This is a genomic window from Streptomyces sp. NPDC088350 (assembly GCF_044753545.1).
Lineage (GTDB): Bacteria > Actinomycetota > Actinomycetes > Streptomycetales > Streptomycetaceae > Streptomyces.
This window is the reverse complement of the sequence record NZ_JBIVNL010000001.1, coordinates 752530-769898: the sequence shown is the minus strand read 5'-3', so window position 1 is coordinate 769898 and position 17369 is coordinate 752530. Positions and strand designations below refer to the sequence as shown.

Genomic DNA, 17369 nt, shown 5'->3' with positions numbered 1-17369 from the left:
TCCAGCTCACCGCGTCCGGCACCGGTCACCGGGGGCGGCTGCCCGCAGTATCCAGCACTACGGCGCCCCACAACACGGTGTTCACGATCACAGGACAATCCCGATGCATTTCGGACCGGCCTGCGACAACACTTCCAGTCTTCTAACCAGCGGACACGCAGTCGAACCACGCGAATCGACAACCGTCACAGGCCTGAACCCGTCGATGGACACCGCTGTCCGGTTCGTACAGCCTCCCGCGGCCCCGATTCACCCCGGCACGGCCAGCTCGAACCACACCGTCTTGCCGCTCTCCCCGGGTCTGGTGCCCCAGCGGACGCAGGCGCCGGCGACCAACTGGAGGCCCCGGCCGCTCTCGTCCTCGGGGCGGGCGACGCGCTCGCGGGGCAGGTCGGGCAGCGGGTCGGAGACCTCGACGAGCAGCACGCCCCGGGGGCCGACGGGGCGGACCAGCCGGACGCCGATGGGGCCGGTGGCGTGCCGGAGCGCGTTGGTCACCAGCTCGCTGACCAGCAGTGCCGCGATGTCGGCGAGGCCGTCGAGGTCCCAGCGGCGCAGCTGGCCGCGGACGGCGGAGCGTGCGGTGCGGACGGCTCCGGGGTCCGCGGGGAAGGTCCACTCGGCGCAGTCGCCTTCGGTGTCGATCAAGCCGATCACATCCCGGGCCAGCCAGCTCACCCATGTCCGATTTCATGGGGTTAATGGGCACATACCCGATATACAGGGCCCGGTACCGTCCCCGAGGGCGCACTGTGGCACGAACGGCGTACGCCGAGCCCGGCACGCTCCGCCGTCCCGCCCCAGGACGGGCTCAGTGCGCCCGGATATCGATGTGCGCGAGCGTCTCCCGTACGGCGGGCACGTCCTGGTCCAGCCAGTCGACGGTCCAGACGTCGGCGGGGGCCAGCCAGCGCAGCTCGTCGTGGTCCTGGAGGGGCTTCGGCCGGGGCGAGGCGGGCAGCAGCCGGGCCGTCCAGACCTGGAGGACGTACGGCGGCCTCAGCGGCCACTCCCCCGGGACGCGCTCGACGGTCTCGGCGTCGACGCCGAGCTCCTCGCGCAGTTCGCGCACCAGCGCGGCGTCGGGGCTCTCGCCGGGCTCGACCTTGCCGCCGGGGAGTTCCCAGCGTCCGGCCAGTTCGGGGGGCGCGCTGCGGCGGGCGGCGAGCAGCCGGGCGTCGCCGCCGTCGCCGTCGAACAGGGCGGCCCCGACCACCACAATCCGTTCGTTCATGCGCCGGATGCTACGGGGTGCGGTCAGTTGCGGGTGGCGTCCCCGTTCTGCCCGATCCGCTCGACCCAGTAGAGCTGCCTGTGTCCACGGTCGTCGAGGCTGTCCGCGATCTTCTGGGCCTCGGCGCGGGTGGCGTACCTGCCCACGCGGTAGCGATTGCCGTTGTCGTCCTGCCGTATCACGAGCCAGGGAAGAGTGATCGTGCCGTCGTTCATCGCGCCCCTCCGCTTCCCGCTCGCGGTTCGTGCCGTGCCCCACCCCATAAGGAAACCGCAATCCGCATATGCCCGAGCCTACGCCTAACCTTCACGCAGCGAATACGGGTTTTCACAAAGAGGTACGCAACCAGCCAAGACGGAGGGGGCGCACGATGACGAACGCGCCGTTGGCGCACCTCGATGCATCCGGTCGGAGGAAGGGTACAGGCGCCGTGAACGACCTGCGAGAAAGACCGGAATCCAACGGCCCGCGGGACAGGGCGGATTGACCGGTTCCGGCGACAAGTGCCGGGAGGCGCGCGCTACTTGACCGGCAATGCGCTACTTGACCGGCAAGTGGTAGGCGATCCGGTAGCGGTCGGCCGGGACGACCACGTCGGCCGTCTCCACCGGGCGGCCCGAGGCGTAGTACGTGCGCTGGATGACCAGGACGACATGCCCGGGGACTCCGCCCAGGGCGAGCAGCTCCTCGGCAAGACCGGGCCGGGCGCCGACCTCCTCCGTGACGTTGTCCACCACGACGTCGATGGCGCGCATCCGCTCGACGACCCCCATGCCGCCGAGCGGGCCCTCCTCGGGCAGCATCACGGGCGTACGGCCGGTCACCGCGAGGGGCTCCCAGGACGTGGAGAGCATCATCGTCTCGCCGGCGTCCCGGAACACGTACTTCGTGCACATCACGCGCTCGCCGGGCTGGAGGGCGAGCCGCTCGGCGATCGTGCCGCCGGCCTCGGCCTGCTCGCTGCTGGACTCCCAGGTGCCGCGCGCCTCGCCCTCGGCCTGCTCCTGCCGGAACGGGGTCGCGCCGGTGGGCGGCCGGAACCCGGAGCGGGAGACCCGCCGCGGCACGGGACGCTCGCGCACATACGTCCCCGAACCGGAACGGCCCTCGACCAGCCCCTCGGCCATCAGCACCTTGCGCGCTTCGAGCGCGACCGTGTCGGAAACCCCGTACTCCTCGCGGATCCTGGCCTGCGAGGGCAGCCGGGTGTGCGGGGGCAGCTGGCCGTCGACGATCTTCTTGCGGAGATCACCCGCGACGCGCAGATACGCCGGCTGCTCACCGAATGTCACTGGCCGCTCCCATCAGGTTGTACAGACAGCAACAGCCTGGCAACCGTGGGTTGTGCCATGCAAGCAAAGGCCAGAGAATCACTCGATGTGATGACTTATGCCCGGCGTGGGCTTTACCCAGGCACTTTCTCCCCGCTATAGGAGCCCTCACACCTCCAGGCCGGTGTCACCTCCGCGGCTGTCCCCGCCGCCGCCGTTCCCGTCGTACGACGGAGGGGTCGTGGCGAGCCCCAGAGCCTTGCGGGCGGTGACCGACTTCTGCGGGTCGATGAGGGCGGCGCCCTTGTCGTAGTGCGCGTAGAACGCGTCGGCGTCGGAGGCCCGCGCCGCCTTCGCCCACTCCTGCTGTGCCGCGCGCAGGTCCTTGACCAGGGCCGCGACCGGCTTGCCGGAGCCGCCGGACCACGCGTGGGCGTCCAGCAGGTCGGCCTGCTCGGTCAGCGCGGCCGAGACCCGGCCCGCCCAGGCCTTGTGCCCCGGCAGGTCGTCCTCGACGTACTGCGCGTCGGGCGCCGAGTCCAGCGCCGCGTTCAGGACGTGGGCCGCCTTCAGATACGCGACCTGGTCCGGGCCGAGAGTCGTGGCGTCGTTGCGCAGCGAACCGCCGGGCAGGCTCGTCTCCGCGTCCGTGTCGCCGAACACGCAGGTGATCTCGCGGTCCCCGAGGCTCCAGCTCTGCTCGGTCGGCGTGACGTAGTAGATGTCCACGTCGTCGGGCACGGCCCAGCCGTCCATCGCGTAGGAGTCCTGCAGCGCGTAGCACCGGTCGTCCGCGGTGGCGGTGACCTTCTTGTCCCCGGGATACGAGTCGCCGCTCATCCGCACCACGGCGAACACCTCGCCGTCGTGCTCGCCGCCGCAGGGCACCACGTCGAAGTCGTACGCCATCCCCTCCAGCGAGCCGCTGGGCGCGTCGAAGCACTCGCCCTTCACCGGGGAGGCGCTGGAGTTGTTCCGCGCGCTGTCCTTGACGTCGTCCCAGAACCCGGTCGCCGCACCGGTCGCCCCGAGCACCCACACCATCAGCCCGAACGCCGAGAGCACCATCCCGGCCGCCGCCATGCTCCGCCCGCGCTCCCCCCGCTTCTTGATCTGGTTCAGCGCGATCAGCCCGAGGACGAGCCCGACACCCGGTATGCAGCACAGGATGCCGAGCACCAGGGCGGCGACGGACATGCCGTTGAGGGGCGCGGGGTTGTTGTACGGGGTGTAGCCCTGGGACCAGGTCTGGTAGGGCTGGGGCCCGTAGGGGGACGGGAGGCCCGGCGGGGGCGGGGGACCTTGGGGGTACGGGGCGTACGGGGTCTGCGGCTGTGTGCCGTACGGGGGTTGGGGCGCGGTGCCGTAGGGGGTCTGCGGGGGCGGGGCGTACGGGTCCTGTGCCGGCGGGGCGTAGGGGTTGTACGGGGTGGAGGGCGCCTGCGGGAGGGGAGCGTGGCCCGGGGGCTGGTCCTGGGGACCTTCGGGACCCTGGGTGGGCGGGGGTATGGACACGGGTACCGTGCTCCTGGTTCAGGCGGGGATCTTCAGATGCGGAACGGACCTACGACAGACGCGGAACGGACCTACGACTCGCGCATGTTAAGCGTGAGGTGAGTGGCTGACGACCGCCGGGGCTGATCATCCGGCGCCGGGTCGCCGACGATAGCCTTCCCGTGCGCGATCTTGCGTTACGGGACTCACGGGGGCGGAATTGGGAGCGGTCCAGGGGACGGCGGTTCAGGGTGCGGCTGTCGGGGTGACGGTCGACGCGGTCAATCGGCTGGCGGCGCGGTGGGCGGACACGGTGGCCGGCGGGGCGGTCTTCTCGGCGGCCGGGGTGTGGCCGTTGCTCGCGTTCCTGGCCGACGGGGCGGCGGGGGCCGCGCGGGCGGAACTTGAGGACGCGGTGGGGATGCCCGCCGACCAAGCTGCCGCTGCCGCACGGGAGTTGCTGGGCGCGATGGGGGCCATGCGCGGGCTGAGCTCCGCGCTCGGACTGTGGACCGGGCCCGAACTGACCGTACGGGAGGAGTGGTTGGCCGGGTTGCCGGCGGACACGCACGGGGTGCTCGCCGGGGATCCCCGGGTCTGTCAGCAGGTGTGGGACTCCTGGGCCGCCGAGCGGACGGGCGGGTTGGTCGAGCGGATGCCGGTCGCGTGGGACGAGGACGTGACGATGGTGCTGGCGAGCGCGCTGGCGCTCCGCACCGAATGGCCGCGCCCCTTCGACGAGTTGCCCCTTCGGCCGGAGGCCGGGCCTTGGCAGGGGCGGCGGTTGGCCGGTCTGCGCCGCACCGGCGTCCGCCTCGACCGGGTCGGTGTGACGAGCGGCCCGCACGGCTACGTCACCGAGTTGAAAGTCCCGGGCGACAACGGCATCGACGTCCGTCTCCTACTCGGCGAGCAGCGCATGACCCCGGGCCAGGTGCTCGGCACGGGCGTGGACATCCTGGGGCGTCGCCTCCCCGTGGTACCGAGCGGCCAACTCCCCTACGGTGACGTGGGTCCCGGCCTGCGTGTGGAGCAACAGCCGTGCGGCACACCGCGACCGCCGGAGCTGACCGTGACGACGGTGGCGTACGACATGCGGACGCGGCACGATCTCCTCGCGCTGCACGGCCTGTTCGGGCTCACGACGGCGAGGGACACCGGCGACGGCCACTTCCCCGGCATCAGCCCGCTCCCGCTGGCGGTCGGGAAGGCCGAGCAGTCCGCGGTGGCGCAGTTCGGCGCGCCCGGTTTCCGCGCGGGCGCGGTGACCGCCGTCGCTCCGACCCCCGCAGGCGCGCTGCCCGACCTCCGCCACACGACCACCGTCGTCACGGCCCGCTTCGACCGCCCCTTCGGCTTCCTGGCCGTGCACCGGGAGTCCCGCCTGATCCTGACGGCGGGCTGGGTCACCGATCCGACGCCGTACCGGGGGTAGAGGGCTCAGGACCGGGTGCGCCCCGTACGTGGTAATCCCCCGCGCGCTTCCCGCACCCGCCGCGCAGGGCACCCCATCGTCGAACGGTGACCAAGCCGACCCGCCTGCTCCTCCCCCTCCTCGCCGCCGCCCTGCTCCTCCCCCTGCCCCCGGCGTCCGCCGCCCCGCGCCCCCGTGACGACTGCGGGGCGCGCGGCTGGGCCCCCTCGGCCACCCGGATCGACCCGGCCGACACGTACCACCCGTACGTCGGCAACGGTTACCTCGGCGCCCGCGTCCCGCCCGTCGGCGCCGGCTACGCGGCGTCCGGCGAGAAGACCGGCTGGCCGCTCTACACCCCGCGCTACGACGGCGCGTTCGTCTCCGGCCTCTACGCCCGAGGCCCCGCGAACACCGCAGGCCGCGAGGCCCTCGCCGCCCTCCCGACCTGGACCGGCCTCGATGTGACGGCGGGCGCGGAGACATACGGCAGCGGCAGCCGGATCACGCGGTACCGCCAGACCCTGAACCTCCGCTGCGGCTACGTCCGTACGTCCCTCACCTGGACCACCAAGGACGGCCGCCGCACCGACCTCGTCTACGACGTCCTCGCCGCCCGCGACTCCCCGCACACCGGCGCCGTACACCTGCGCGTGACCCCGCACTGGGACGGCGAACTCACCCTCACCGACCGCCTCGACGGCCGTGGCGCCCGGCGCGTCACGCAGGCAGGCGGCGGGCCCGCCGGCGACCACACCATCGGCGTGGCGTTCCGCACGGACGGGACGGGGGTCGACGGGGCCGTGGCGTCGGTGCTGGACGTGCCCGGGAAGCACTCCCAACGCACCCTCCGTGCAGGGAAGTTGAGCGCACGTCAGACGGCCGTCCTCTCCGTCCGTTCCGGTCGCTCCTACACCGCCACCAAGTACGTCGGCGTCGACACCGCGCTCACCGCCCGCGACCCCCGTTCCGCCGCGCGGGACGCCGCCGGGCAGGCCGCGCGGCGCGGGTGGGACGCGCTGCTCGCCTCGCACACCGCCGCGTGGCGGGCGCTGTGGTCGTCCGACATCGAGGTGCCGGGCCACCCGGACCTGCAACTCTGGGTCCGCTCCGCCCAGTACGGGCTGCTGTCCGCGCTGCGTCCCGGCGCCCGGAACAGCATCGCGCCCGTCGGCCTGACCAGTGACAACTACGCGGGCATGGTCTTCTGGGACGCCGAGACCTGGATGTTCCCCTCGCTGCTCGCCACCCACCCCGACCTCGCCCGCCCGGTCCTCGACTACCGCTACCGCACCCGCACGGCCGCCGCCGAGAACGCGGCGAAGACCTCGGTGAAGGGCCTGTTCTTCCCCTGGACGAGCGCGAGCCGCGGTCTGCTGTGGAACGAGTGCCAGAGCTGGTTCCCGCCGCACTGCCTCACCCAGAACCACCTCCAGGGCGACATCGCCCTCGCCGCCTGGCAGTACTACCTCGCCACCGGCGACCGCACCTGGCTCCGCACCGAGGGCTGGCCTCTCCTCAACGGCCTTGCCCAGTACTGGACTTCGCGGGTCACGAAGAACGCCGACGGCTCGTACTCCGTCAAGGAGGTCGCAGGCCCCGACGAGTACAGCAACGGCGTGAACGACGCCGTCTACACCAACGCCGTCGCCGGCACCGCCCTGCGCGCCGCCGCCGACGCGGCCCGCACCCTGGGCACGACCGCCCCCGCCGACTGGCTCACCCTCGCGAACCGCCTGCGCATCCCCTACGACCCGAAGCGCAGGATCTTCCTCCAGTACGACGGCTACGGCGGCTCGCGGATCAAGCAGGCCGACACCGTGCTGCTGATCTACCCGCTGGAGTGGCCGATGCCGGCCGGTGCCGCCACCGCCACCCTCGACTACTACGCCCAGCGCACCGACCCGGACGGCCCGGCCATGACCGACGCCGTCCACGCGATCGACGCGGCGGCGATCGGCGAGCCGGGCTGCGCCGCGTACACCTTCCTGCGGCGGGCCTACCAGCCGTTCGCGCGCGGCCCGTTCGCCCTCTTCTCTGAGTCACGCGGCAACAAGGCGGGCGCGTCCGACCCCCTCGCGGGCTCCCCCGCGCAGGACTTCCTCACCGGCAAGGGCGGCTTCCTCCAGGTCTTCACCCACGGCCTCACCGGGCTGCGCCTGCGCCCCGACGCCCTCCACCTCGACCCGAGCCTGCCGCCCCAACTCGCCGACGGCGTACGCCTGTCGGAGCTGCGCTGGCGCGGTCGTACGTACGACATCGCCATCGGGGCGAGGACGACGACGGTACGGCTGCGGTCCGGAGCGCCCTTCGCGCTGGACACCCCCGAGGGGCGGCGCACGCTCTCCGGCACGGTCACCCTGAAGACCCGGCGCCCCGATCTCACCCCCACCACCGACCTGGCCCGCTGCCGGTCCGCGACGGCGACCTCCTCGGAGTCCGGCCGCTACCCGGAGGCCGCCGTGGACGGCAGCCCCGCGACCAGCTGGTCCCCGGCCACCGACCGTGCCTCGCTCACCGTCGGCCTGGGGCGGCCGGTGCGCGTCGGGACGGTGCGGCCCACGTGGACGAAGCGGCCGGGGGCGTACACGGTCGGTGTCTCGGCGGACGGGCACACGTGGCACGTACCGGACGGGACACTCGCCCGGTACGTCCGGGTCGTCGTCCACGGCTCGGGCGCCGCTCTCGCCGAACTCGACGTGCGCTCGTGACGGCTGCCGAACACCCTTGGGGGCAGGGTCAGTCGGCCTCCGCCGCCAGTCTCCGCTGCTCCTCCTCCACGATCCGGCGGGCCAGCGTGGCGTCGGAGATGTCGGTCGCGTCCGGGGTGGCGTCCGCCAGGGCGCTGCGCCGGGCGAACGCGTCGAAGAGGCGGTCCTTGTTCTTGAGGATGGTCAGGAGCCGGTCGTCCACGCTGTCGGTGGCGAGCATGCGGTGCACCTGGACCGTACGTATCTGGCCCATGCGGTGGACGCGGGCCACGGCCTGGTGCTCGACGGTGGGCTTGACCTGGGGTTCGCAGAGGATGACCAGGGAGGCGGCCTGGAGGTTGAGGCCGACCCCGCCCGCCTCGATCTGCGAGAGCGGCACGGCGTGGCCGGGGGCCCGGGTGAAGTCGTCGACCAGTTGTTGTCGGCGGGCGGCCGGGACGCTTCCGGAGATGGGCCCGAACACCCCTTTCTCCAGGGCCTGTTCCACTGCCGCGAGCACGCCGGGCCACGGGCAGCAGCGCGCCGAGCCGCTCGTCGAGCCGGGTGGCGGCGTCCCGGGCGCGGCGCAGCTCGGGGCCCGCCTCGACGAGCCGTTGGAGAGCGATGACCAGGGTGGTGGTGCGCGGTTCCGGGTGGTCGACGTCGATGCGGACGGAGACGGTCTCGGCGACGGCGCGGGCGATCTGCCGGGCGGCGGCGAGGGCCCGGTCGGCGGTCTGCTGTCCTACGCCGGGCAGTTGCCGCAGCTCGTACCGGCTCGCCTCGTGCACCGCGCGCACGGAGGTCAGCCCCGCCGCCTCCACGGCCCCGAGCCGCAGCCGCCCCTCGGTGACGTCCTTCAGCCGGGCGACCGGGATGGACTCCAGCTCCTGGGCGACGAGTTCGGCCCGCAGCGGCTCCAGTGCGGAGCGGACGGTGTCGAGGGCGCGGGTGTGGTCGTCACGCAGGGCGCGCGCCACGTCGTACCACCGCGTGCCTCGCGCGCACAGCTCCCTGGCCCGTCGGCCGGCCCGCGGAAACCCGCCCTCCATGTCACCCCCCGCTCCCCATCCGTCTCCCTGCCCGCCCATCGTGGCACGCGGCACTCACAACGGGGCCGAGCCGTTACGCCCTGGCGTGACAAGGGGAAGACGGCGGTCGGCCTCTGGTGGGGGCGTACGCGGAGGCCTGCCGGGGGGTCATGAGCGGGGGGTGAGACGCGTGGCTACTATGAGTCGGCTTTGGGGAGTCGGTGTCCTTAGGGGGTAGTCATGAACGCAGACCGTGTCGGACGTACGAGACGCATACCGTTCGCCTTCGTCGGCGTGGCCATGCTCGCGCCGCTGCTCGTTCCCGCCGCTTCCGCGCAGGCGGCGTCGAACTCGCTGACCGTCACCACGCTGGGGCGGCACGGCGCGAAGGTGGCGACGACGGTGACCGTCGTCAACGCGACGTCCGGTGAGACGCGCACCGTCAAGTCCGGCAAGAAGCTCAGCCTGCCGTCGGGCAGGTACCTCGCGATGACGGACATCTACGAGAGCGCCACGGACGGTCTGGGCACCGACACCATCGGCGCGCAGGTCGTGTCGGTGTCGGGGGCCAAGTCCGTGACGCTGGACGCCCGTAAGGGCAAGGCCGTGCAGGTGTCACTGGACACGCCGGCCGATGTGACGGAGCCTGCCCGGATCAGCGCGCAGGTGTGTGCCGCCAGTATGGACATGCCCTCGGCGTACAGCGCGGGCGGCTGGAACAACGCGGGGGCCCTCTACGCCATCCCCAACTCCTCCAAGCTGCTCCAGTTCGCGTACATGGCGCAGTGGTCGGGCGACGACAGCTATGTCGCGGTCAAGAAGACGACCGGTATCCCGGCCGCGCCCGGCGGTTCGTTCAAGCGGTCCAAGCTGGCGACGATGCGGTTCTCGGTGCGCAGCGGGACGCAGGTGGGCAGCGACAACTACACCATGCTCCAGGCCGCGCCGAAGGTCGACGACTGCACGACCGGCCTGAAGGCAGACGTCCTCAACGAGAGCGCGCCCTACAGCGCCACCTTCCATGTGACTCCCGGGAGTTGGCAGCCGAGCGACGACATCGTCGCGAGCAACGGCGACAGTGTCTCCGGCGGTTACCCGGCGACCAGGACGCTGAAGGCGGGGCAGAGCTTCACCCAGTCGTTCGGGCGGGCCGTGTGGAGCCCCATGCACTACCTGCCCATCGTCGGCGACAAGTCCCTGACGTTCATCCCGGACGCCCTGATCGGCGACCCCGACGTGGGCATCTGGGGGGCCGACACGACGAAGGAGACGGTGGTCCTGTCCAAGGGGAACACCACCGTGAAGAAGCAGACCCTGACGAACTGGGGTACCTCCGACGCCGAGTTCTCCGCCGCCGTCCACTCGGTCGGCACCTACCGGCTGACCGTGGACGCCCACCGCTACCACCCGGGCATCACCTTCCCGTCCGGCATGCTGTCGTCGCGCATCACCCTCGACTGGCGGTTCAAGGCCGACCCGACCAAGTCGGGCAGGGTCGCGCCCGTCTTCATGACACGGTTCCTGCCGGCCGGCCTCAACAGCCACAACCAGGCGGCGGCGAACAGCACCACGACGGTCACCGTCAGCGCCGGCCGCGGCTCCCAGGGCCCGGACACGAAGTTCACCAAGTCGACGGTCAAGTCCCTGAAGGTCTGGGCGTCTTCGGACGGCGGCAGGACCTGGAAGGCCGTCTCCGTCACGCGTTCCGGGTCCTCCTGGAAGGCCGCCGTGCACAACCCCGCCTCCGGCGCGGTCGCCCTGCGCTCGCAGGTGACCGACTCCACCGGCGGCACCTCGGTGGAGACGGTCTACCGCGCCTACGCGATCGGCTGATCCTCCTCGACCGTCGGGCCACAGGGCGGGTCACCGACCGGGGGCTCAACGGGTGTGGGATCGGCGGGGGTTGGAGCTTCCACCGACGGCTCGGGCGTGGGCGACGGCGACGGTGCCGGCGGCTCGTACGGGGTCGTCGGCTCCGGAGTGACCGGCTCCGGGGTCTCCTGCACGGGAGCGCTCGGCTCCGGCGTCGGCTCCTCGCTCACGGGAGGCGTGGGAGCCGGTTCCGTCGGCGTCGGGTACACAGGCGCCGGTTCCGGGGTCGGCTCCGTGACCACCGGCGGTGTGACCACCGGCGGCGTGGGAGTCGGCGTCGGTTCCGGCTCCGGGGTCACCGGTGGAACGGGAGGCTCGGTCGGAGGCGCGGTCGGAACGGGAATCGGAACCGGCTCGCTGGTCACCGGAGGCGTCGCAACAGGAGCCGTAGGAACGGGTGTTCCGCCACCGCTGCCCACCGGTGTCCCGGTCGACCGGTCGCCGGTCGTGCCAAGGGAGGCCGGAGACACGGCACTTCTGGCCCCGTCCGGCGCGGGTGCCGCGGAACGGCCGCGGGCGCGCGGCGCCTTCGAGGGCTTCCCCGTCCGCGGCTCGGACGCCACCGGCGCCTGGGACACCGGGACTTCGGCCACCGGGCCCTTGGCGACCGGGACCTCGGTGGCGTCGGCGCCGCCGAGGAGGGCGACCACCGCGACGGCGCCCGCGACGGCCGTGCCGACCGCCGCCGCCATCTGCGTCTTCGACGCACCGGCTGCCGCGTGCCGTACGCCGTGCAGCAAGCCGCCGCCATGACCGCCGGCCGCGGCGGTGGCCGCGCCGGCGGATCCCGCGCCGAACGCGAGCAGGAACTTGCCCGCGCCGCCGAGCACGAACACCAGCAGGGCCGGTGCCACGAGCGCGGGCAGCCGGTCGTTGGCGCGCATCAGGGCCGCGAGCCGGGCGCGGCAGTCGTCGCACGCGTCGACGTGGCCGAGGAGCCGTTCGGACTGCCGCTCGGTGGCGCCGCCGCGCACGTACGCGGGCATACGGGCCCAGTGGACCTGGCAGGCGGGATCGTCCGGGGCGCCGGTCTGGGCGCGCAGGAACGCCTGCCGCATGCCCTCCCGCGCGCGGTGCAGCAGTACGGCCGTCGCGCCCTGCTTGGTGCCGAGTTGGGGGCCTATCGCGGCCAGCGGCAGGCCCTCCGCCTCGGCCAGCCACAGCGCCTTCACCCAGCGCTCGGGCAGTTGCTCCAGCACCCGCACCAACAGGTCGGTGGACGACACCTGTTCGGCCGGGTCGCCCCCGTGGGCGTGCACAGGGGCGGCGCCGGCCCGCTCGTCGGCCTGCGGATCGTGCGGCGTCTCGCGTGCGGCGCTGCCCGCCGCGGTCGCGAGATGCTTCACCGTGGTCATGAGGTACGCCGGTACGTTCTCGATCTCGTGCCCGGCGGACAGCCTGCGCCACACCCTGAAGTGCGCCTCGGCGACGAGGTCTTCGGCGACCCAGGCGTTCCGGGTGAGCGAGCGGGCGTAGGCGACGAGGCGCGGCTGCTGCTCCTCGTAGATCCGGGCGTACGCGGCGGTGGGACCGTCGTTCATGGCAGCAACGCTCCAGTTGCCAGTGGGGCGGGGAAGGATTTGTAAGCCTAGATGGCAAAAATTTCAATTAAAGTTGCAGTCGTTCCGCAAGGTGACACAGGTCACATGAATTGGCTTGCGTGATGGCGTAATCAAAGGCCCCTCCACGTGATCAAGGAGGGTGTCGGCACAACGGCCGCCGCCCCACCCGAATCGGAGACCGCCCATGCGCCATCTCACCCTGGAACAGCCCACCAACGCCCGTCTGATCGCCGACGACGACCACGAGCTGGCGGTGACGGTCACCCTTCGCTACTCCTCCGGCGACCCCTTCGCCGTCCAACTCCTCTTCCCCGCCTGGATATCGCTCGACGGCAAGAAGGTGACGTGGACCTTCGCGCGGGCGCTCCTGGAGGAGGGTCTCGGGATCCCCGCCGGGATGGGCAACGTGCACATCAGGCCGTACGGCCCCGCCCACACGGCCGTCGAGTTCCACTCGCCGGAGGGCATCGCGATGATCCGCTTCGACACGGTCGCCCTCCACCACTTCCTGCGCCGCACCTACCGGGTGACCGAACCGGGCCGGGAGGCCCTGGAACCGTCCCTCGACCGCGGACTCGCCTCGCTGCTCGACGGCGCGTGACACGAGGGTCGGACAGGGGGGCGGACAGGGGCCGGACAGGGGAGCAACTGCCCTCTGTGGCAGGTCAATTGGGCTTGTTATCTTCCCCCCATGAGTGAATCGCCGCAGCGGCCACCCCAGGCGTCCCGAGTATCCCGAGTGTCCCGGGGATCCCGGATGTCCACCCGTGCCGTCGTCGTCGGAGGCAGCCTCGCCGGCATGCTCGCCGCCGCCGCGGTCAAGGACCATGTCGACAGCGTCGAGATCATCGAGGCGCACGGACTGCCCGAGGGGCCCGGGTCACGCCCGGGTGTTCCCCAGGCGGCGCATTTCCACGTCCTGTTGTCGGGTGGGGCGAACGCGATCGAGGACCTGCTGCCGGGCACGGTCGAGGAGTTGCTGGGCGCGGGCGCCCACCGCGTGCCCATGACGACGAACATGATGATCTACTCGCCCGAGGGCTGGTACCGCCGCTGGCAGCGGGACACCCACTTCCTGATCGCCGCGAGCCGCGACCTCACCGACTCCGTCGTCCGCCGGCAAGTGCTGAAGGACCCGCGCGTCAGCGTGCGCCCGCACACCAAAGTCACCGCCCTGCTGGGGAGTTCGCGCCGCGTCACCGGCGTACGGCTGCGCGCGGCGGACGGTACCGAGTCCGAACTGACCGCGGATCTGGTCGTCGACGCCTCCGGAAAGGCGGCCCGGACTCCGCAGTGGCTGGCCGAGTTGGGCGTCTCCGGCGCGGCCGAGGAGCGCATCGACTCCGGTTTCGCGTACGCCAGCCGGATCTACCGCGCCCCCGTCTCCACCCGGAACTGGCCCGTGATCAGCGTGCAGGCCGACCCGCGGCGGGGCGAACCCGGCCGGACCGGCGGCATCGTGCCGATCGAGGACGGCCGCTGGCACGTCAGCCTGATCGGCACCCCGGGCGCCCAACCCACCCGCGAGGCGGCCGAGTTCGAGCCGTACGCACGTACTCTCCGCCACCCCGTGATCGCCGACCTCCTGGCCCACGCCGAGCCGCTCACCGATGTCGCCCTGACCCACAGCACGGTCAACCGCCGCTTCTCCTACGAACGCCTCACGTCCTGGCCCGAAGGGCTGGTCGCGCTCGGTGACTCGGTCGCCGCGTTCAACCCCGTGTACGGGCACGGCATGTCGGTGGCGGCCATCGGCGCGGTCGCGCTCCGCACCCGACTTGCGTCCCTGGGCCTCGCCGACGGCCTGTCCCGCGCGGCGCAGCGTGCCATCGCCCGTCCCGTCGAACTCGCCTGGAGTCTCGCCGTAGGACAGGACATCCACTACAGGACGACAAAGGGCAGGAACGCGGGCCCGGCCGACCGGCTCCTCCAGCGGTACGTCAGCCGGCTGTCCCACACCGCCACCGGCTCGTACCGCGTGGCGACCGCGATGACGAAGGTACTCACCCTCCAGTCCCCGGGCACGGCCCTGCTCCGGCCCGGCGTCCTCGCGGCGGCGCTGATCGGGCCACTGCGGCCCCAGCTCGAAGCGCCGACGTTCACCGCGGCGGAACGACGACTGCTGGCCGACGCCGGAATCCGGCTGCCGGAGCTCCCCGCCTAGGGCGGGCGCGGCCTCGGTGCGCTTCTTCAGGACGCCGGCCTCGGGAGCGACGAGCGACCTGCGCAGTGCGGCAGGCGGGCCACCTGAACGCATCCTGACCGGCTCGCGGCGCACTCCCGTCCCCGCATCGTCTACAGTTCCGTAGACCGTCTACAGGATTGTAGTCAGGGAGGATCATGCGTCGGACCATCCTGGTCGTCGAGGACGATCACGCCCTGCGGGGCGTGCTGATGCGCGGACTGCGCGACGAGGACTACGACCCCGTCCCCGCGCCGGACGGCGCCACCGCCCTGCGCCTGGCCACCGCCGACGTCTCCGCCGCCGTGCTCGACATCGGGCTGCCCGACGCGGACGGGCGGGACGTGTGCCAGGCGATGCGGGCGAACGGGTTCCTCTCGCCGGTGATCTTCCTCAGCGCGCATCACCGGCTGCCCGACCGGCTGTCCGGGTTCTCGGCCGGGGGCGACGACTATCTGCCCAAGCCGTTCCATCTCGCCGAACTCGCGGCGCGGCTGCGGGCCGCCCTGAAGCGGGCGGCGCCACCGCCGACCGCCACGGCGGGAGACCTGGTGCTGGACGCCGTCCGGCACACGGTGGACGTCCGGGACACCCGGGTCGACCTGACGCCGACCGAGTTCCGCCTCCTGGCCGCGCTGATGGCGGCCTCCGGCGGCATCGTCAGCCGCCGCGAGCTGATCCGCGCGGGCTGGCCCGAAGGCGCCCGGGTCCACAACAACACCCTCGACCAGTACCTGACCCGCCTGCGCCGCAAACTCCGGGAGGCGGGCAGCGCCCGGACGATCGGGACGGCCCGCGGGGTCGGGCACCGGTTGTCATGAGCGGCATCCGGCGCCGGCCGCGGGCAGCGGTGGACGCCGTGAGGATCGCTTGGTGTCCAACGCGACGCGCCGGGCCGGGCCGGCGACCCCGTCATGAGCGACACCCGACACGAACAGCGGGCCGCCCTGACCGTCCCCAGTCACCACCTACCGTCCCGCCCGCACGCCCGCACGCCCGCACGCCCGCAGCATCGGCGGCCACCTCTCACGAGCGGTTCCCGACACCGGCCGCAGGCCCGCCCCCATGACCGCCGCCACCAGGACCCTCCACCACCTGCCACCCCGCAGGATCGCCGACCCCGGCACGAGCGGCGCCCGACACCGGCCGCAGACCCCGTGACCGCCGCCTTCCACGACCTGCCACCCCGCCGGATCCGCAACCACCCCTCATGAGCGACACCCACCACCCGGCGCAGGCCACCGTCACCGCGCCCCTCCGCCGCCTGCCACCCCGCCCGATCGGCAACCACCCCTCATGAGCGACACCCACCACCCGGCGCAGGCCACCGCCACCGCCGCCCTCCGCCGGCTGGCTCACCAGCGCCCGCCGCTACGCCGACTCGGCCGTCACCGTGCGCGCGTACCGCGCCCCCGACGGCGTACGCGTCGGTGTCATGGACGACGGCCCCGGCGTACCGGCCTCGTTCGCCGCGCGGCTCTTCGAGCCCGGCCGGCGTGCGGATCCCGGCGACGGCCACGACGGCGCGGGCCTCGGGCCGCCGCCGGCACGCCGTCTGGCCCGCTCGGCGGGCGGCGAGGTGACCTACGACTCCGGGCACGCCCCAGGAGCACGGTGCGTGGTCAGCCTGCCGACCGGACGACCACGCACCGGATGACCACGCACCGAACGCCGGACCGTCACGCCAGGGCGTCTTGCCCGACGTCCTTGCGGGAGACGGCGAGGTAGCCGACGAAGCCGAGGATGGCCGCCGTCCAGGCCAGCGTGACCGGACCGAGTCCCCAGGCGAGACCGCCCCGTTGGTGGCTGAGGGCCATCCAGTCGGCGACGGACGCGCCGAGCGGGCGGGTGAGGACGTACGCCGCCCAGAACGCGCCCACCGCGTTCAGGCTGCCCCACCGGTGCGCGATGGCCGGTACCGCGATCGCGACGCCGTACAGGACGGCGGAGCCCAGATAGCCGAGGCCGATCGTGGCGGTGAGGTCCCCGCAGGCCGTGCCCAGCGCGAACGTGGCGAGCACGGCGGCCCAGTAGAAGCCCTCGCGGCGCCGGGTGTGGATGCTGTGGATCGACAGGGTGCCTTCGCTGCGGTACCAGAGGACGAAGACGGCGGTCAGTACGACCATGAAGAACGGTGTGGAGATCGCGTACGGGACGCCGAGGCCGACGTGCAGGACGTCGGCGGCCATCGTGCCGAACACGCTGACCATGACGATCGCGGTCCAGTAGATCCAGGCCACGTACCGCCGCACCGCGAACTGCACCGCCAGGGCGGCCACCAGGGCGACACCGCCGAGACCGACGGCGGGGATCGGGCCCAACGCGTGGGCCAGGAAGTCGGAGGCCGTCTCACCCATGCCGGTCGTCAGCACCTTGATGATCCAGAAGTAGACGGTCACCTCCGGCACCTTGCTCGCCGCGTGCCGAATGCGGCGCGAAGGCCTGTCGTGAGTGAGGTGATCAGTCGTCATGTCAGCCACGATGACATGGCCTTCGGCCATTGCCCCAGACCTCTTTGCCAGAGCTTTGGACCTTCCGGTGCATGAGTTTCCCGAGGCCCGTCCGAGCCTGAACACAACCTGAAAGCGACGGCGGATCCCCTGGTCAGGGGCGTGCGGC

Annotated in this window: 13 protein-coding genes and 2 pseudogenes; 7 read left to right on the top strand and 8 right to left on the bottom strand. The window is 72.5% G+C overall.

Going from position 1 to position 17369, the window contains the following annotated elements; all coding sequences use genetic code 11:
- Positions 1 to 249: 249 nt before the first annotated feature.
- The 5 genes from ACIQBL_RS03580 to ACIQBL_RS03560 all read right to left on the bottom strand — a co-directional run bounded on the left by ACIQBL_RS03580 (position 250) and on the right by ACIQBL_RS03560 (position 4020).
- A complete protein-coding gene (locus ACIQBL_RS03580) occupies positions 250 to 657 on the bottom strand; it encodes an ATP-binding protein (protein WP_401937034.1) in 408 nt (135 codons plus the stop codon).
- Between the two features lie 154 nt (positions 658 to 811).
- The gene (locus tag ACIQBL_RS03575; protein ID WP_401936268.1) at positions 812 to 1234 is read right to left on the bottom strand and encodes a (deoxy)nucleoside triphosphate pyrophosphohydrolase; all 423 of its coding nucleotides are present in this window, start codon (positions 1232 to 1234) and stop codon (positions 812 to 814) included.
- 23 nt (positions 1235 to 1257) lie between these two features.
- Positions 1258 to 1449, bottom strand: coding sequence for an SPOR domain-containing protein (locus ACIQBL_RS03570; RefSeq protein WP_401936266.1), 192 nt, complete (start codon positions 1447 to 1449; stop codon positions 1258 to 1260).
- Between the two features lie 324 nt (positions 1450 to 1773).
- Positions 1774 to 2526: a GntR family transcriptional regulator gene (locus ACIQBL_RS03565; RefSeq protein ID WP_043674834.1), complete on the bottom strand. Its 753-nt coding sequence runs from the start codon at positions 2524 to 2526 to the stop codon at positions 1774 to 1776.
- 147 nt (positions 2527 to 2673) lie between these two features.
- Positions 2674 to 4020 (bottom strand): DUF4190 domain-containing protein, encoded by a 1347-nt coding sequence (locus ACIQBL_RS03560; protein ID WP_401936263.1) that lies wholly within the window; start codon positions 4018 to 4020, stop codon positions 2674 to 2676.
- Positions 4021 to 4264: 244 nt separating this feature from the next.
- Here ACIQBL_RS03560 and ACIQBL_RS03555 point away from each other — a divergent pair, with 244 nt between their 5' ends.
- Positions 4265 to 5434: a serpin family protein gene (locus ACIQBL_RS03555; RefSeq protein ID WP_401936260.1), complete on the top strand. Its 1170-nt coding sequence runs from the start codon at positions 4265 to 4267 to the stop codon at positions 5432 to 5434.
- 86 nt (positions 5435 to 5520) lie between these two features.
- Positions 5521 to 8124 carry a discoidin domain-containing protein gene (locus ACIQBL_RS03550; RefSeq protein ID WP_401936257.1) on the top strand — a complete coding sequence of 868 codons (2604 nt, stop codon included), beginning with the start codon at positions 5521 to 5523 and terminating at the stop codon, positions 8122 to 8124.
- Between the two features lie 28 nt (positions 8125 to 8152).
- Here the strand turns inward: ACIQBL_RS03550 and ACIQBL_RS03545 are convergent.
- Positions 8153 to 9155, bottom strand: a pseudogene (locus ACIQBL_RS03545) (C-terminal helicase domain-containing protein).
- A 219-nt stretch (positions 9156 to 9374) separates the two neighbouring features.
- Between ACIQBL_RS03545 and ACIQBL_RS03540 the strand changes: the two are divergent.
- Positions 9375 to 10967: a hypothetical protein gene (locus ACIQBL_RS03540; protein WP_401936255.1), complete on the top strand. Its 1593-nt coding sequence runs from the start codon at positions 9375 to 9377 to the stop codon at positions 10965 to 10967.
- On the opposite strand, the gene ACIQBL_RS03535 is transcribed toward ACIQBL_RS03540, so the two are convergent.
- Positions 10952 to 12547: a sigma-70 family RNA polymerase sigma factor gene (locus tag ACIQBL_RS03535; protein ID WP_401936253.1), complete on the bottom strand. Its 1596-nt coding sequence runs from the start codon at positions 12545 to 12547 to the stop codon at positions 10952 to 10954. The genes ACIQBL_RS03540 and ACIQBL_RS03535 overlap by 16 nt on opposite strands.
- Positions 12548 to 12752: 205 nt before the next feature.
- Between ACIQBL_RS03535 and ACIQBL_RS03530 the strand changes: the two genes are divergently transcribed.
- The 4 genes and pseudogenes from ACIQBL_RS03530 to ACIQBL_RS03515 all read left to right on the top strand — a co-directional run.
- The gene (locus tag ACIQBL_RS03530) at positions 12753 to 13169 is read left to right on the top strand and encodes an SsgA family sporulation/cell division regulator (protein WP_401936250.1); all 417 of its coding nucleotides are present in this window, start codon (positions 12753 to 12755) and stop codon (positions 13167 to 13169) included.
- Between the two features lie 156 nt (positions 13170 to 13325).
- Positions 13326 to 14732: an NAD(P)/FAD-dependent oxidoreductase gene (locus tag ACIQBL_RS03525; protein ID WP_401936248.1), complete on the top strand. Its 1407-nt coding sequence runs from the start codon at positions 13326 to 13328 to the stop codon at positions 14730 to 14732.
- A 176-nt stretch (positions 14733 to 14908) separates the two neighbouring features.
- Positions 14909 to 15571 carry a response regulator transcription factor gene (locus ACIQBL_RS03520; protein ID WP_401936246.1) on the top strand — a complete coding sequence of 221 codons (663 nt, stop codon included), beginning with the start codon at positions 14909 to 14911 and terminating at the stop codon, positions 15569 to 15571.
- 533 nt (positions 15572 to 16104) lie between these two features.
- Positions 16105 to 16407 (top strand): annotated as a pseudogene (locus ACIQBL_RS03515) (sensor histidine kinase); the annotation flags it as partial.
- Between the two features lie 22 nt (positions 16408 to 16429).
- Here ACIQBL_RS03515 and ACIQBL_RS03510 read toward each other — a convergent pair.
- Positions 16430 to 17221 carry a hypothetical protein gene (locus ACIQBL_RS03510; RefSeq protein WP_401936244.1) on the bottom strand — a complete coding sequence of 264 codons (792 nt, stop codon included), beginning with the start codon at positions 17219 to 17221 and terminating at the stop codon, positions 16430 to 16432.
- Positions 17222 to 17369 lie beyond the last annotated feature (148 nt).

Excerpts from the sequence above, each read along its gene's own strand:
- ACIQBL_RS03525 (WP_401936248.1), top strand. The coding sequence starts at position 13,326 with ATGTCCACCCGTGCCGTCGTCGTCGGAGGCAGCCTCGCCGGCATGCTC.
- ACIQBL_RS03520 (WP_401936246.1), top strand. The coding sequence starts at position 14,909 with ATGCGTCGGACCATCCTGGTCGTCGAGGACGATCACGCCCTGCGGGGC.
- ACIQBL_RS03575 (WP_401936268.1), bottom strand. The coding sequence starts at position 1,234 with ATGAACGAACGGATTGTGGTGGTCGGGGCCGCCCTGTTCGACGGCGAC.
- ACIQBL_RS03535 (WP_401936253.1), bottom strand. The coding sequence starts at position 12,547 with ATGAACGACGGTCCCACCGCCGCGTACGCCCGGATCTACGAGGAGCAG.
- ACIQBL_RS03540 (WP_401936255.1), top strand. The coding sequence starts at position 9,375 with ATGAACGCAGACCGTGTCGGACGTACGAGACGCATACCGTTCGCCTTC.
- ACIQBL_RS03530 (WP_401936250.1), top strand. The coding sequence starts at position 12,753 with ATGCGCCATCTCACCCTGGAACAGCCCACCAACGCCCGTCTGATCGCC.
- ACIQBL_RS03510 (WP_401936244.1), bottom strand. The coding sequence starts at position 17,221 with ATGACGACTGATCACCTCACTCACGACAGGCCTTCGCGCCGCATTCGG.
- ACIQBL_RS03570 (WP_401936266.1), bottom strand. The coding sequence starts at position 1,449 with ATGAACGACGGCACGATCACTCTTCCCTGGCTCGTGATACGGCAGGAC.